Below are 15,013 nucleotides of genomic sequence, written 5' to 3'. Positions count from 1 at the left end.
CAGAGGACGTCTCGGATTGCCTGATCAACGCGACGGAAGCACCTGGAGTCCCCATGACCTCCACCAAGACCACCGGAGCCGCCCTACGAGGACTGGGCGTGTGCTGTGCCATCGGGAACACGGTGCTGCACGGCCTCCTCACCCCCAGCCACCTCGAAGAGAAGTTCTACATCGGCGTCCTCTTCGCCGTGGGCAGCGCCGTCATGCTGGCCGTGGCGGCCGGCCTTGCCACGATGAGGCGTCCCACGGCCGTGTGGCTGGCCGGAACTCTCGTCTGCCTGGGCATGATCACCGGCTTCCTGCTGTCGCGCACCACCGGCTTGCCTGGCGGCTACTACGAGACAGACTGGGAGCCGCCGTACGGGCTCCTCTCCTTGATCGTTGAAGGGTTGTTCCTCCTCACCTTCCTGACCTGGCTCGCAAGAAGGGAGGGACCGCAGCGCATCTTCCGGCCACCTCGCGCGGCGGGCCGCGAGTGGATCCTCGCCCGGCGGAGCACGTCCGGGCAGGGCTGACGCACCCGCTCAAGTCAGCGGATGTACGCGGGGGCGATCCTCCGCCGCCCATAGCGCCGATCGCCGCGTTCGATGCTTCGTCGCAGGTCAGACCGCGATCCGGCTAGATGCGCTCCAGAACTCGGGCTCAGATGCGCTCCAGAACCTTGCCCCGGGTCTCCGGCAGCAGGAACACGTCAGCCGAAGGGCCGCCTGCGGGCGCCTTACGGCCGTCACCAGGCGGCTCGCCTGCCCGGGCCTCCGGCGCCCGCGTCCACCACCCTGATCAGCGAGAACCCGGCACGCTAAGGTCTCCGGCAAGGCTCGGGGCAAGAAGGTGGAGCGGTTCGTGAAGTTGAGCAGAATACGGCGCACCATGCTCGTCGTCCTCGGGGCGGTGCTCACCGTGGGTGGCTGTGCGTCCGGTACCGCCGACCAGGCCGGCGGTACGGCCGGTGCTCCGGCGACGCCCGCGGCGGCGGGTCCGGCGGCGATCCTGATGATGGATGACATCACCGCGGTGTTCGAGAACGGCGCCACCGTTCCGCAGTACGCCTACATCACCGATCTGCACGACGGCTGTGGCTACACGGCGGGGTGGATCGGGTTCTGCAGCCAGAGCGGCGACATGCTCGGGTTGGTCAGGTCGTACAACGCCGCCGCTCCCCACAACGTGCTCGCGAAGTACACCAGCGCCCTTCAGCGACTGGCCGGCTCGGGAAGCGAGGACACCGGCGCGCTGGGCGAGGCGTTCGTGCGTGACTGGAAGAAGGCCGCCCTGGACCCGGCGTTCCGGAGGCTGCAGATCAAGGTGGGACACGACATGTACCTCACCCCGGCCATGAAGCTGGGCGCACAGGAGGGGGTGAAGAGCGAACTGGGTCTGGAAAACCTCTTCGACACCGCCCTGATGATGGGCCAGGCTTCCGATGACTGCGACGGCATGGTCAAGATCGCCCGTGAGACCGACCGGACGCTCGGCGGCAACCCGGCCTCCGGTGTGAACGAGGCGAAGTGGCTGGCCCGGTTCAACACCGTCCGGCAGAAGCACATGAAGCACCCCTGTACTCCCGACCGCGGGAACGACTGGCCGCAGGCGGTCGACCGGTCGCAGGCTCTGCAGGAGCTCGCGGACCGCGGCGAGTGGGAGCTGAAGGCTCCGCTGACCGTGCGCGCCGACTTCAAAAGGACCATCAGCAGGCCGCAGGACTGACACACTTCGCGCTACCCGTCGCGGCGACCCGGCGAGCCAGTCATCAGCTTTGCTGACTTTTTTCGCGGGCTTCACGACTCCTGTACTGCCCGTACATTTTCAGCCACTAGTGTCTGGATCTTGTGCAGACCATTCCGGAGGGCCAGGCGCCCGCCGGAGACGAAGTGACGCCTGACGCGTCCACGTCTCCCGATGTTCCCTCTCAGGGCCCTACCGTGGCCGGTTCCCCGGCCGAGCCCACCGGTGACACCCTGCGTCTGAGTGCCGGACCGATACGGCGCACCGCTCCCAAACCCATCTTCGTCGACGCATCGGGAGGCCGCCGCAGGCGGCTGCGCCTCCTGGTGGCCGCGTTGGTGGCTCCGGCAATGGCCTACGTCGCCCTGCTGGTCAGCACCCTGCTGGGCGGCCCGACCCTGCCGGCGCTGCTGCCGCACCCCATGCGGCCGAAGCCTGGCGCGGGCGCCGTCGCCGCGCACAAGACACGCCGGGCCCAGCCGTCCCCCACAGCCGCGGCCACCCCCCAACGGCATCGGAGCCCAGGCCGGACGACGACGGTGCCGAAGGCCATCGGCGGCGCGTCCGCCAAGGCGAAGTCGCCCTCGACGGCGAAACCGTCCCCGACCGCGAAAGCGTCGCCGAGGCCGAAGCCGTCCGAGAGCCACAAGCCTTCCCCTGGCCACAAGCCTTCCCCGCATCCGAAGCAGACCCCGTCCCCGACGCCCTCCTTCCTTCCGCCCACCCACGGCACGCTCTGATACGCGCCTGACGGTTCGCCAGGAAGCCCTGCTGGGCCCCTGGGCCGGTGGGTCGTTGGGTCGCGCCCGCGGTGCCCCGCCGACTCCTTGCAGCGCCGCGCAGTCCAACCGCCGCGCAGTCCAACCCCGGCACTTCCCTGGCAAGCCGATCAGTTCCAGACAGTTCCAGAACTCGTCACTCCTCCAGAAATCACGGTTGTGAGCACATCTCCACGGCGTGGCCGTACCGCCCGCGAAACGCCGGTTCGCACCCATTGGGTGTTGCTGGTGACCATGGTGCTGACCCTCACCCTCACGCTGCTCATCGAGGGCTACACACAGCACATGTTCGGCTTCCAGGACGACGGCGGGAACCCTCCGCAGGGACCTGTCGACCAGGTGCCGCCCTCGGTCCAGAACGGCGGCCCGGTGATCTCGGCGAGCGGGTCACCGGTCTCGCTCGCCCCACCGGCGCACACCGTGGTACTCACCTTCGACGACGGCCCCGACCCGACCTGGACCCCCAAGATCCTGGCGACGCTGGAACGGCACCACGTGCCTGCGACCTTTTTCCTCGTGGGCACCGGCGTGACCGCACACCCCGAGCTGGCCGCGCGGATGGCGAAGGATCACGACGAACTCGGCCTGCACAGCTTCACCCACCCCTATCTGCCCAGCCTGCCCAACTGGCAGCGCACGCTGGAGATGCGGGAGGATCAGCTCGCGGTGGCCGGCGCCGCGGGTGTCACCAGCACCCTCTTCCGCCCGCCGTACTCGTCCGGCGCCGACGCGGTGGGCAATGCCGACTGGGCCACCATGCGACAGCTCGGCAAGCAGGGCTACCTGACCGTGCTCGTCACCCAGGACAGCGAGGACTGGCAGAAGCCGGGCGTGCAGCGGATCGTCCGCAACGCCACCCCTCACGGATCCACCGGCCAGGTGCTCCTCTTCCACGACGCCGGCGGCGACCGCGCGCAGACCGTGGCCGCGCTGGACACACTGATCCCGCGCCTCAAGGCACGCGGCTACCGCTTCCAGACGGTCAGCCAGGCATTCCACCTCACCGACGCCACCCGCCCGGCCTCCACCACCCAACACCTGCTCGGCATCGGGCTGCTGTGGCTGCTCAAGGGGGCGGTCTGGGGCCTCGACGCGCTCGACCTGCTGCTGCTCGTCGCCGGATTCCTGGGCATCCTGCGCGCGGTGATCTCCATGATCGCCGCGGCCAGGCACCGGCGGCATGCCAGGAAGACGTGGGGAGCGCAGGTCACCGAACCGGTCTCGGTGATCGTGCCCGCCTACAACGAGTCGGCCGGTATCGAGGCGACTGTCCGGTCCCTGGTCGCATCCGACCACCCGGTCGAGATCATCGTCGTGGACGACGGCTCCACCGACGGCACCGCCGACATCGTCGAGGCACTCGGCCTGCCGGGGGTACGGGTGATCCGCCAGCGGAACGCGGGCAAGCCCGCCGCGCTCAACACGGGGATCGCCGCCGCTTCGTACGAGATCGTGGTGATGATGGACGGCGACACGGTCTTCGAGCCGGACGCGGTCCGCCATCTGGTGCAGCCGTTCTCCGACCCGGGGATCGGAGCGGTCTCCGGCAACGCCAAGGTCGTCAACCGAGGTGGCCTGCTGGGCCGTTGGCAGCACATCGAGTACGTCGTCGGCTTCAACCTGGACCGGCGGCTCTTCGACCTGGCCCGGTGCATGCCCACCGTGCCGGGCGCGATCGGCGCCTGGCGGCGGGCCGCGCTGGTGCGCGTCGGCGGTGTCTCCGAGGCGACCCTCGCCGAGGACACCGACCTCACCATGGCGATCTGGCGCGACGGCTGGCGCGTGGTCTACGAGGAGAAGGCCATCGCCTGGACCGAGGCCCCCGCTTCCCTCGGCGCCCTGTGGCGGCAGCGTTACCGCTGGTGCTACGGGACCCTCCAGGCGATGTGGAAGCACCGCGGCGCGGTCCGCCAGAGCGGCGCGGCCGGCACGTTCGGCCGTCGCGGGCTGCTCTTCCTGGCGCTCTTCCAGGTGCTGCTGCCGCTGTTCGCACCCTTGGTCGACGTGCTGAGCGTGTACGGGCTGATCTTCCTCGACCCCGTCCACGTACTGCTGCTGTGGTGCTCGTTCCTGCTCGTCCAGGTCGTCACCGGGGCCTATGCGTTCCGCCTCGACGGCGAACGGCTCGGACCGCTGTGGAGCCTGCCGTTCCAGCAGTTCGTCTACCGCCAGTTGATGTACCTCGTGGTGGTCCAGTCAGTGGCCACCGCCCTGTCCGGCAGCCGCCTGCGCTGGCAGCGCATGGAGCGCTACGGCTCCCACCAGGAACCACCGCTGTCACCGACGGCGGGGGCGCGGGGCTGACGGCGGGGCGGGGCCCGGCGCCTCCTAGGACACGCCCTGGGAGGCGCCGGGCTCGCGCATGTCGCGCAGGCGGTGGGCGTCGTCGAAGAGGGCGCGTTCGGCCAGGCGGGCCGAGGTGAGGGAGGCGAGGGCGGCTGCGGCGAGCAGCATGTACATCACGACGATCTGGTAGCGGATGGCGGTGAAGGGGTCGACGCCGGCGAGGATGAGGCCGGTCATGGCGCCGGGCAGGCTGATCAGGCCGACGGTCTTGGTGGAGTCGACGGCGGGGATGAGTGCGGTGCGCAGGGTGGTGCGCAGGTAGGGGGCGAAGGCTTCGGTGGCCGGCAGTCCGAGCGCGAGGCGGGCCTCGATGGCGGGCCGTGCGGTACGGGCTTCGTCGCGCATGCGGATCAGGACCAGGGCGGTGGCCTGCATGGCGCCGGAGACGACCATGCCTCCGACGGGGATGACCACTCGGGCTTGGGCGGCGATGACACCGAGGGCGAGCAGGGCGCCGAGCGTCGCCGCGGTTCCGGCGCTGATCGCGGCCGTGGCAATGGGCAGTGCGCGGGGCAGGCCGCGGGCACGGCGGGCGGCGACCTGGCCGGCGATGAGCACCATCAGCGCGAGCCAGCCACTCGCTCCGGCCAAGCCGGTGTGCTGGAAGACCAGCAGCAACACCGCACCCACGGCGGCCAGTTGGGCCCCGGCACGGGCCGCGGCGATGGCGATCTCGCGGGCCAGGTGCAACCGCCCGTGCCATGCCACGGCCACGGCCAGCAGGACCAGTGCGCCGGAAGCGGCGACCCCCGCCCAGGTGGGGACGGCGGGATTCATGACTCCTCCCTGAGGTGGTCGATGTCCGCTGCGGGGCCGCAGGCCACCAGCTTCCCGGCCCGCAGGACGAGGACCCGGTCGGCGATCCGGCGGGCCTGCGCGGTGTTGTGACTGGCCAGGATGACCGTCAGCCCGATGGAGATCAGGCGGCGCACCGTTGCTTCGACTGCTCTGGCGCTGGCGGCGTCCAGCGCTGAGGTGGGTTCGTCCAGCAGCAGCACCTCGGGGCCGACCGCGAGGGCGCGAGCCAGGCAGAGGCGTTGGGCCTCGCCGCCGGACAGTCCGGCCGTCCGCCGGGTGAGCATGGCGGTGGGCAGGCCGACCTGGTCCAGCAGCGTCTGTGCCTGGTCGTCGGTCAGGCCGGGTCGGCCGACGCGTAGTTCGTCCGGGACGTGGTCGGTGAGCAGGACCGGTTGCTGTCCGACCAGCCCGACCCGGCGGCGCAGGGCGAGGACGTCCCCGTCCGGCAGTGGGCGGCCGTGCAGGCGGATCTGGCCGGCGGTGGGTTCCTCCAGGCGGTTGAGCAGCCGCAACAGGGTGGATTTGCCCGCGCCGGACGGTCCCATCAGCGCGGTGCACGCCCCGGCGGGGATCTGGCAGGTCACCTCGTCCAGCAGCACTGCGGGGCCGCGCCGTACGGTCACCTGCTCCAGCGCGAACAGCTCGTTCGGGCCCATCGTCGCCTTCCACCTCCACCTCGTAGAGCCACCCGGTAGACCCGAGAGCGGATCAAGGCATCCTTCCTGACCCGCGCCGAGTTGCACGGGAGTGCGGAGACGGTCAGGAGGTATGTGCGTCATCTTCGCCGAGATCTGTTGGGGGATCTGTTGCGAGGTCTGTTGAGAGATCTGTAGGGAAGCTGATCCACACGTCCGCGCCGCCTTCGGGGTGGTTGGCCGCGCCGTGGGTACCGCCGGCGGCGCGGGCGATGGCGGCGACGATCGCCAGTCCGAGGCCGGAGCCGCCGCCGGTGCGGGCGTGGTCGGCGCGGGTGAAGCGGTCGAAAGCGGCCGGGAGGAAGCCGGGCGGGAAGCCGGGGCCGTGGTCGCGGACGTGGATCTGGGTCTGGGTCGGTGACTGGGTCTGGGATTGGCGCCCGCCGTGGTGTTCCCGGGCGGTGATCTCGATGGGGCCGTCCCCGTGCTGGAGGGCGTTGGTGATCAGGTTGGTCACCGCGCGCTCCAGTCGGGACGGCTCGGCCACCAGATGGAGCTGATCAGGACAGTCCACGGTGAGGATCGCTTCGGGGAAGGCAGCCCGGTGCCGGGCGGCGATCCGTTCCAGCAGCGGCGCCAGCTCAATGGTTCGCCGGCCCGGTTGCGTGGGTCCGTGGTGTGTCTGGTCGGTGCGGGCGAGGAGCAGCAGGTCTTCGGCGAGGGCGACCAGGCGCTGGGTCTCCTCGCTGGCGGAGGCCAGGGCGGCGGTCAGTTCGGCGTGGCTGCGCGGCCGTCGCAGGGCCAGGTCGAGTTCGGTGGTGAGCAGGCTGAGCGGGGTGCGTAGCTCGTGGCTGGCGTCGGCGGCGAAGCGCTTCTCCCTCTCCAGTCCGGCCTGCAGACGGTCCAGCATGGCGTTGAGGGTGGTGGCCAGGCGGGCGATCTCGTCCCGGCTGGGCGGGATCTGGAGGCGGCGCTGGGGGGTGGTGTCGGTGACGGCGGCTGCCTGGGCGCGCATCCGCTCCACCGGGCGCAGCGCGGCGGTGGCCAGCAGATAGGCGCCGACGGTGGCCGCTACGAACACCAGAGGAAGCGCGGTGAGCAGTTCCCGGCGCAGGTCGGCATAGGCTTCCTGGCCGGCGAGGGCCTGGGCGGGGGTGACCCGGTGGGTGTATTCGTTCTGGGATTCGGCGAACCGGCTCAGGGTGAGGTATCCGGCGCCGGCCAGTACCACGGCCATGGCCAGCGCGAAGATCGCCGTCAGGCGGATCCGCAGCGGCACCCTGTTCATCGCGGACGCGCCGGGGGTGAGGTGGGCCGGGGGCGGCCGCCGTCGCGGCGCAGCCGGTAGCCGGCGCCGCGGACGGTCTCGATCCCGGCCGCGCCGAAGGGCCGGTCGATCTTGTCGCGCAGGGAGCGGATGTGTACGTCGACCACGTTGGAGTACGGGCTGGTGGCGAAGTCCCAGCAGTGTTCGAGGAGCATCTCGCGGGTCAGGACGGTGCCCGGGCGGCGCAGCAGAGCCTCCAGCAGGGCGTATTCCTTGCCGGTCAGGGTGATCTCCGTTTCGCCGCGCCAGATCTGCCGGGTGGCCGGATCCAGGCGCAGGTCCCCGACACAGAGCACCGGCGGCAGCGGTGCCGGTCCGCGGCGGATCAGGGCGCGGAGCCGGGCCAGCAGTTCCGCCAGGCTGAAGGGTTTGGTGAGGTAGTCGTCCGCGCCACCGTCCAGGCCGGCGACCCGGTCGGCGACCGCGTCGCGGGCGGTCAGCATCAGGACCGGCACCCGCGCCCCGCGGCGGCGCAGCCTGGCGCACACCTCGAAGCCGTCCAGGCCGGGCAGCATCACGTCCAGCACCACCGCATCGAAAGCGGCGGCCTGCGCCAGGGCAAGGGCCTGCGGCCCGTCCGCGGCCGCATCGACGGCATAGCCCTCCTCGACCAGTGCCCGGCGCAGCAGCGCCCGCATCTTCGGCTCGTCCTCCACCACGAGGATCCGCATCGCGTCGTCCCTCCTCCCGCCTGTACGCGACCTTTCCCGCCGATCATGAAGTGCGGATGAAGTCGGGCCCCGCCGGACGCGTCTTCATCTCCACTTCATCATCGGCCGCTTCCGTTGTCTGCACAGTGGGTCGCACAGACCGTGTGCGACCGGCACTCTCCCGTTTCCGAGGAGGGCCGATGTTCCCTCGTTCACGCAGCAGGCGGCTACGCCTGGCCGGCGCCGGCACCGCGGTGCTGCTCGCGCTGACCGCCTGCGGGACAACCGCCACCGCCACCAACATAGACCGTGATCACAGCGGCCGACCGCAGCCGCCGGTGACCACGACCACCGCCGACTGGAAGGACGTGGCCCATACCCTGGGCCGGACCGGCACCCTGATGGGCGGCACCGTGTACCGCGTCCCGCTGCCCCGTAAGGACCTCACCGTCACCTCCCACGGCGTGACCATCAAGCCGGGCCTGTCCCTGGGCGGCTATGCGGCCTTCGCCACGTACGGGGACGGGACCATGCTCATGGGCGACCTGGTGGTCACCGAACCCGAACTGCCCAAGGTCACCGACGCGCTGCAGGCCGCCGGCATCGACCAGACCGCCCTGCACAAGCACCTGCTCGCCCAGCACCCGGACATCTGGTGGACGCACATCCACGCCATGGGCAACCCGGCCGGCCTGGCCAGGGGACTCAAGGCGGCACTGGCCGCCACCGCCACCCCGCCGGCCTCCCCACCCCCCGCCTCTCAGCCACCCCTCGCACTGGACACCCACGGCATCGACAAGGCACTCGGACGCGAGGGCACCGCCGACGGCGGCATCTACAAGTTCTCCCTCGCCCGCAAGAACACCGTCACCGACGGCCGGCACATCCTGCCGCCCGCCCTCGGCATCACCACCGCCGTCAACTTCCAGCCACTCGGCGGCGACAAGGCCGCCATCAACGGCGACTTCGTCATGACCCAGGCGGAGGTCCAAAAGGTCATCCAGAACCTGCGCAAGGGCGGCATTGACATCGTCGAACTGCACAACCATACCCAGGACGAGCAGCCCCGCCTGTTCTACCTGCACTACTGGGCCACCGGTGACGGCGTCACCCTGGCCAAGTCCCTGCGCCCGGCCCTGGACGCCACCGCACTGGCTCCCGCGTCGTGATCGGCTGGGCTCAGATCGGCTACGGCCCCGGGCTTCAGCGAGGTCACGTCGTCGCCTGACTCCAAGGTGCAACTCCCCCACATTTCAGGCGAGTTACGACTTGGTGAGGCGTACGGTGTCCGAGTGGTCGTCCGAGCTCAGCACGTCGATCCGTACCCCGGCGTCGGTGTCGGTGAAGGACGTGCCGGCCGTGTACGGCGCGTCGTCCAGGGGCCGGCAGCCGCTTGGCGGGGTGGCGTCGGGCTTGGCGTCCATGACCCGGATGGGGCCTTCGCCGGTCTGCACGGACGAGTCGACCTTGTAGACGAGCGCGCCGGTCGCGCACGCGCCCCGGTCCGCGAGGTCCGCGCGACGGGATTCGACCACGTACGCCGTCGTGGGGCCCGTGCGGAGCACGGCCAGCTTGGTTCCGCCGGGGCGCTCGACGGCGGAGAGTCGGACGGTGTCGCTGCCCGCCGAGGCCCGGCACACGACCTGGCTGTCATCGGTCCAGCCGAGCTTCCACGACTCCCAGCCGAAGTACTGCGGCCCAGCCCCGCTGATCAGGCCCATGACGTCCCACCCACCGACGAAGCGGTGCGCGTCGCTGCCGGCGTCGAAGGCGTAGAGGTCGGGCAGTCCGAAGGTGTGCGCGGTCTCGTGGCCGACGAGTTTGGGACCCCAGTGCCACATGTCCTGGCCGAAGGTGACGGCCCACTTGATGCGTTTGCCGTCGGCGACGACGCCGTCCGTGCCCGGCTCGTAGACATAGGTGGGCGTGAAGGAGATGGCCGCGGCGTTCTTGGTCGGCATGACGTACACCATGTCGTACTGGGAGAAGTCGACGTCCGCATCGGCGGCGGTGACGGCATCCTTGATGTACGCCTCGTGGGTCTCGTGGCTGAAGCCGCGCTGGAAGTGGTAGTCGGTGGAGTTGTGGGGCATACGCACCCAGTGCCGGTGCTGGGTGATGGCGAGCCATGCCTTGCCGTACGACGCCTGCCATACCCAGTCCGCGCCGGGCGTGACCTGGGCCGCGTCGTCGCCCGGCGACTCGGTGGCCGGGGCGTCCGGGAAGTCCACGAAGATCATGGCGGCCTTGATGGTCCCGGCGGGGCGCTGGAAGACGGAGAAGTCGGTGTTGTGGCCCTCGTCCGTCCATCCGGTACGGCCCGGCAGCGCGCAGTCACCGGCGTTGTCCGCGGTCTTGGAACTGTCCGCCGCCCTGGAACTGCCGGCTGCCTTGGAACTGTCGGCTGCCCTGGATATCAGCGAAGCCTGGGCGTACGGAATTCCGGCAACGGCCAGCAGCAGACCGGCGATTACCGCCGACAGCAGCACCGCACCTCGCTTGCGGGAAACACGCAGGGCTTTCACGGCCTGGCACCTCCATATGAATCCATATGAACAGCGTGTGAAGTGCGCACAAGACTGAGGGCTGAACGCCGTGTTGGGTACCCCTCGCCTGCCCATAACATCCGCTGCGAGCCACTCACAGTCATCGCGTCGACTCCGACCGTCGCAGCAGTGAGACCAGCAGCCCGGTGAACTCTGTGGCCGCCCAGGGGAGTTGTCGGCCGAGCATCGTCTGCACCTGGGCCTCGCGGCGGCGGAAGACCGGGTGGTCGAGCGGTACGTAGACGACGCCTTCGGCGGCCGGGTCCGGGTGCGGGTCCGGGACGCCCAGGTCGCCGACGAGTGCGATGCCGCCGCCGGAGCGGACGAACTCGTACTTCGAGGCCATGGCGTCGCAGACCAGGGCCGGCCGGACGGTCAGTCCCTCCAGTTGCACGCCGATGTCGAAGAGGTCGCGCTGGGTGGTTCCGGCCGGCGCCAGGGCCAATGGGTACGCGCACAGTTCGGCCAGGCCGACCCGCTCGCGGTCGGCGAGTTGGTGTCCTGACGGGACGATGGCGGCCATCTGCACCACCACGGCGCACTCCACCCGTACGTCGTGCCGCGGGCCCATCGCGTAGGTGACGGCGACGTCGGCGATCCCCTCGGCCACCCGGCGGGTGGCCTCCTGGTGGGGTACGCGGTCGAGCCGGAACGTCACGTCCGGATGGTCCTGGCGGAAGGCCGCCATCGCATGCGGGACGAGGCGGCGGGCGAAACCCTCGGAGCAGGCCACGGTCACGCTGCGGACGTCGGCGCCGCTGCCGGTGCGCAGTTCGGTGAGGAGCGCGGAGGACTCGGCCTCGCTGCGGCGGGCGTGGACCAGCAGGCGCGAGCCGGCGTCGGTCAGGGTCATCCCGCGTGGATGCCGGACGAACAGGGGGACGCCGACCCCGGCTTCCAGCTTGGCGATCTGGCGGCTGATCGCCGAGGGGGCGACCCGCAGATTCTGGGCGGCCTCGCTCACCGCTCCCGTCCGGGCGACTTCGAGAAAGTACGCCAGGCTCACCGGCATGAGCTGCATCGGACCTCCGTGGATACGTCGAGCGGCGCCGCCCGACGCGTACACCGGTGTGCCGAAATTAGAACGCTGGGCGGCACAAACGGCAATAGTCAGTGCGCAGCGGGCGCCCTTACGCTGCTGAGCCAACACGGCACGCGCCGTTCACCGTTACCTGCTGCATTCCCGGGAGTACCCCAAGTGATCCCCGAAAGTCTGATCCAGCGAGCCGAGGAGTACGTCGACTCGGGCGCCTTCTTCGCCGACTTGAGCACCATGGTCGGCTATCCGACGGTGAGCGCCCGACCTCAACACCGCGTTGCCGTCAAGGCATACCTCGACGACGTTCTCGTTCCTGCGCTGACCGGCCTCGGGTGCTCCGTGGCCGAATACGCCAACCCGGATCCGGCCGGCGGGCCGTTCCTCGTCGGCACCCGCGTCGAGTCCCCCGAACTCCCGACGCTGCTCTGCTACGGGCATGCCGACGTGGTGGACGGCCATGCCGGCCAGTGGAGCAACGGTCGCGACCCGTGGACGCTGACCGCCGACGGCGACCGGTGGTACGGCCGTGGGGCGGCCGACAACAAGGGGCAGCACCTGGTCAACCTCACCGCGCTGCGGCTGCTCCTGGCCGAGCGGGGGACGCTCGGCTTCAACCTGACCTTCCTGTTCGAGACCGGCGAGGAGACCGGCTCACCGGGCCTTGCCGCCTTCGCCGCGGCGCACCGCGACCAGTTGCGGGCCGACGTTCTCATCGCCTCGGACGGGCCGCGCCTGGACGCGGCGACGCCGACGCTGTTCCTGGGCGCGCGTGGGGGTGTCAGGCTTGTGCTCGATGTCGACCTGCGCCCGGATGCGTACCACTCGGGCAACTGGGGCGGGATCCTGCGCAACCCCGCCACCACCCTGGCCGGTGCCGTCGCGAGCCTGGTCGACGGGCACGGCCGCATCCAGGTCCCCGCGCTGCGGCCGCCCGGCCTCCCGGATGAGGTGCGGGCGGCGCTGGCCGGCGTCACGGTCGCAGGCAGTCCCGGCGACCCCGCCCCCGACGAGGGGTGGGGCGAGCCCGGTCTGACCCTGGCCGAGCGGCTCTACGGCTGGAACACCCTGGAGGTCCTGTCGCTGGGCTCCGCCGACATCGACCGCCCGGTCAACGCGATCCCCGGCCGGGCCCGGGCCGTCCTGCAGCTGCGGTACGTCGCCGGCACCGAGGTGAGCGGGATACGGGAGGCCGTCGCCGAGCACCTGGCCGAGTGCGGCTATCCGATGGTCGACGTGAGCGTCCGGGGCAGCTTCCCCGCGAGCCGCACACCGCTCGACGACCCGTGGGTGCGCTGGGCCGAGGCGACGCTGGAGCGGGCCACCGGCAAGACCGTCGCCGTCCTGCCCAACATCGGCGGCTCGCTGCCCAACCACGTCTTCACCGACATCCTCGGCCTGCCCACCCTGTGGCTGCCGCACTCCTACCCCGGCTGCCTCCAGCACGCCCCCGACGAGCACCTGCTCGGCACCCTCGCCCGCGAGGGCATCGTGCTGGCGGCCACGCTCTTCCACGCCCTCGGCCATCCCGCGGCCGACCTCCCGCTCCCCGCCCCCGCTCGGCTGACGACCGTCGGCCCGGCGCCTGCCGGAAGGACTCGCGATGACCGCAGTCTCCCCTCAACCCACCGAGCCGAGCGCGCCCCCGAGACGGGCCTCCGCCAAGCGCGCGATAGCGGCGGCGACCATCGGCAACGCCCTTGAGTTCTACGACCTCGCCCTGTACGCCCTGATGGCGACGTACATCGGCAAGACCTTCTTCCCCGCCGACACCCCGGGCATCCAACTCCTCCAGACCTACGCCGTGTTCGGCATCAGCTATCTGATCCGTCCGATCGGCGGCCTGCTGCTCGGCTCGTATGCCGACCGGCGGGGGCGCAAGCAGGCGCTGATGCTGTCGATCCGGCTGATGGTCCTCGGCACCGGGCTGATGGCGTTCATGCCCGGATATGCCACGCTCGGGTTCGCCGCACCTCTGGGTATCGTGCTCGCGCGGCTGATCCAGGGCTTTGCGGCCAGCGGGGAGTTCGGCGCCGCCACCGCGTTCCTGGTGGAGCAGGACGGCCGGCGCAAGGGTTTCCTCGGCAGCTTCCAGTTCGCCAGCCAGGGCATCGCCACCGTGCTGGCCTCGGGATGCGCCGCGGGGCTGACCGCGGTGCTGTCCGAGGCCCAGATGACGGCGTGGGGCTGGCGGTTGCCGTTCGTCTTGGGCCTCCTGGTCGGCCCGGCCGGCTACGTCATACGGCGCTGTGTCGAGGAGTCGCCCGCGATGACGCAGGTCCCGGCGGCGCGGGAGCGCGGCCGGGCGCCTTCGCCGATCCGCTCGGTGTTCCGCCGCCACTGGAGCGGCCTGTTGATCGCCGGCGGAGCACTGGTGGTCTCCACCGCTCTCAACTACACCCTGCAGTACCTTCCCACCTTCGCCATCAGGCAACTGGGCCTGGACGACTCGCTGTCGTTCACCGCGCTGCTCATCACCGGCACGGTCCTCACGTTCGGGACTCCGGTCGTGGGACTGCTCGCCGACCGCTTCGGCCGACTGCGGATCATGGTCCCCGCCGCGGCTCTTATCGGCCTGAGCGCCGTCCCCTTGTTCCTCTGGCTCGCCAAGGCACCGTCCTTCCCGGCCCTCGCGCTGTGCATGACGGTCCTCGGCCTGCTGAAGGCGGCGTACTTCGGCGCGCTGCCGTCGGTGATGGCCGACGCCTTCCCGGCGGAGGCGCGCGCGACCGGGCTCGCGTTCAGCTACAACACCACGGTCGCCCTCTTCGGCGGCTTCACCCCCGCGATCGCCACGGCGCTGATCACGGCGACCGGTTCCCCGATCTCGCCGAGCTACTACCTGCTGGCCCTGTCGGCCCTGAGCGTCGCCTCGTTGGCGGGCGCGTACCGGATCCGCGGCATCCGCTGACCGGGCGCTCGCAGGCGAGGGAGGGGCGCAATACCCGGTGGCCCGTCGGAAGTTCGGGACAGCACGACCCTTGCCCGGTCCGATCGACCCGAGTCGACCGAGTCACTTTCGTTACAAAACCCTCGGGTGAACGTAATAGTAACTTTCTAGGTTATTTGCCGCGGCCCCATCGATGCGGAATACCAACTCCGGTGCACGCCGCACCCCCCACGAACCAGCACGGCGGCCCACGTGCGGCCGATGCACTACTGATAAGGAGA

The 15,013-nt window shown here is 70.6% G+C and carries 13 protein-coding genes; 7 read left to right on the top strand and 6 right to left on the bottom strand.

Annotation, left to right across the window (positions count from 1 at the left end; translation table 11 throughout):
- Positions 1 to 53: 53 nt before the first annotated feature.
- The 4 genes from ACRAS8_RS34395 to ACRAS8_RS34380 all read left to right on the top strand — a co-directional run bounded on the left by ACRAS8_RS34395 (position 54) and on the right by ACRAS8_RS34380 (position 4,808).
- On the top strand, positions 54 to 515 hold the full coding sequence (locus tag ACRAS8_RS34395) for a hypothetical protein (protein ID WP_438489950.1): 462 nt from the start codon (positions 54 to 56) through the stop codon (positions 513 to 515).
- Positions 516 to 843: 328 nt separating this feature from the next.
- Positions 844 to 1,707, top strand: a complete 864-nt coding sequence (locus tag ACRAS8_RS34390; protein ID WP_438489949.1) for a chitosanase — start codon at positions 844 to 846, stop codon at positions 1,705 to 1,707.
- 215 nt (positions 1,708 to 1,922) lie between these two features.
- Positions 1,923 to 2,465 (top strand): hypothetical protein, encoded by a 543-nt coding sequence (locus ACRAS8_RS34385; protein WP_438489948.1) that lies wholly within the window; start codon positions 1,923 to 1,925, stop codon positions 2,463 to 2,465.
- A gap of 273 nt (positions 2,466 to 2,738) precedes the next feature.
- Positions 2,739 to 4,808: a bifunctional polysaccharide deacetylase/glycosyltransferase family 2 protein gene (locus tag ACRAS8_RS34380; protein ID WP_438490679.1), complete on the top strand. Its 2,070-nt coding sequence runs from the start codon at positions 2,739 to 2,741 to the stop codon at positions 4,806 to 4,808.
- 24 nt (positions 4,809 to 4,832) lie between these two features.
- On the opposite strand, the gene ACRAS8_RS34375 is transcribed toward ACRAS8_RS34380, so the two are convergent.
- The 4 genes from ACRAS8_RS34375 to ACRAS8_RS34360 form a co-directional block, all read right to left on the bottom strand.
- Positions 4,833 to 5,627, bottom strand: a complete 795-nt coding sequence (locus tag ACRAS8_RS34375; protein ID WP_438489947.1) for an ABC transporter permease — start codon at positions 5,625 to 5,627, stop codon at positions 4,833 to 4,835.
- Positions 5,624 to 6,304 (bottom strand): ABC transporter ATP-binding protein, encoded by a 681-nt coding sequence (locus ACRAS8_RS34370; RefSeq protein WP_438489946.1) that lies wholly within the window; start codon positions 6,302 to 6,304, stop codon positions 5,624 to 5,626. The genes ACRAS8_RS34375 and ACRAS8_RS34370 overlap by 4 nt, the downstream gene beginning before the upstream one ends.
- Before the next feature lie 103 nt (positions 6,305 to 6,407).
- Complete coding sequence (locus tag ACRAS8_RS34365; RefSeq protein ID WP_438489945.1) at positions 6,408 to 7,571, bottom strand: ATP-binding protein; 1,164 nt, start codon at positions 7,569 to 7,571, stop codon at positions 6,408 to 6,410.
- Positions 7,568 to 8,281, bottom strand: coding sequence for a response regulator transcription factor (locus ACRAS8_RS34360; protein WP_438489944.1), 714 nt, complete (start codon positions 8,279 to 8,281; stop codon positions 7,568 to 7,570). The genes ACRAS8_RS34365 and ACRAS8_RS34360 overlap by 4 nt, the downstream gene beginning before the upstream one ends.
- A 179-nt stretch (positions 8,282 to 8,460) precedes the next feature.
- Here ACRAS8_RS34360 and ACRAS8_RS34355 point away from each other — a divergent pair, with 179 nt between their 5' ends.
- Positions 8,461 to 9,429: a DUF1259 domain-containing protein gene (locus ACRAS8_RS34355; RefSeq protein WP_438489943.1), complete on the top strand. Its 969-nt coding sequence runs from the start codon at positions 8,461 to 8,463 to the stop codon at positions 9,427 to 9,429.
- A gap of 93 nt (positions 9,430 to 9,522) precedes the next feature.
- On the opposite strand, the gene ACRAS8_RS34350 is transcribed toward ACRAS8_RS34355, so the two are convergent.
- Both ACRAS8_RS34350 and ACRAS8_RS34345 read right to left on the bottom strand, forming a co-directional pair.
- Positions 9,523 to 10,785, bottom strand: coding sequence for a M6 family metalloprotease domain-containing protein (locus tag ACRAS8_RS34350; protein ID WP_438489942.1), 1,263 nt, complete (start codon positions 10,783 to 10,785; stop codon positions 9,523 to 9,525).
- Between the two features lie 121 nt (positions 10,786 to 10,906).
- On the bottom strand, positions 10,907 to 11,827 hold the full coding sequence (locus ACRAS8_RS34345) for a LysR family transcriptional regulator (protein WP_438489941.1): 921 nt from the start codon (positions 11,825 to 11,827) through the stop codon (positions 10,907 to 10,909).
- 177 nt (positions 11,828 to 12,004) lie between these two features.
- On the opposite strand from ACRAS8_RS34345, the gene ACRAS8_RS34340 reads away from it, so the two are divergent.
- Both ACRAS8_RS34340 and ACRAS8_RS34335 read left to right on the top strand, forming a co-directional pair.
- On the top strand, positions 12,005 to 13,546 hold the full coding sequence (locus ACRAS8_RS34340) for a M20 family metallopeptidase (protein WP_438489940.1): 1,542 nt from the start codon (positions 12,005 to 12,007) through the stop codon (positions 13,544 to 13,546).
- On the top strand, positions 13,446 to 14,753 hold the full coding sequence (locus tag ACRAS8_RS34335) for an MFS transporter (RefSeq protein WP_438489939.1): 1,308 nt from the start codon (positions 13,446 to 13,448) through the stop codon (positions 14,751 to 14,753). Before ACRAS8_RS34340 ends, ACRAS8_RS34335 begins: the two co-directional genes overlap by 101 nt.
- Positions 14,754 to 15,013 lie beyond the last annotated feature (260 nt).

It is taken from the genome of Streptomyces sp. S186 (genome assembly GCF_051603415.1).
Taxonomy (GTDB): domain Bacteria; phylum Actinomycetota; class Actinomycetes; order Streptomycetales; family Streptomycetaceae; genus Streptomyces.
The sequence above is the reverse complement of the archived record's forward strand: the minus strand, read 5'-3'. Positions and strand labels throughout refer to the sequence as shown.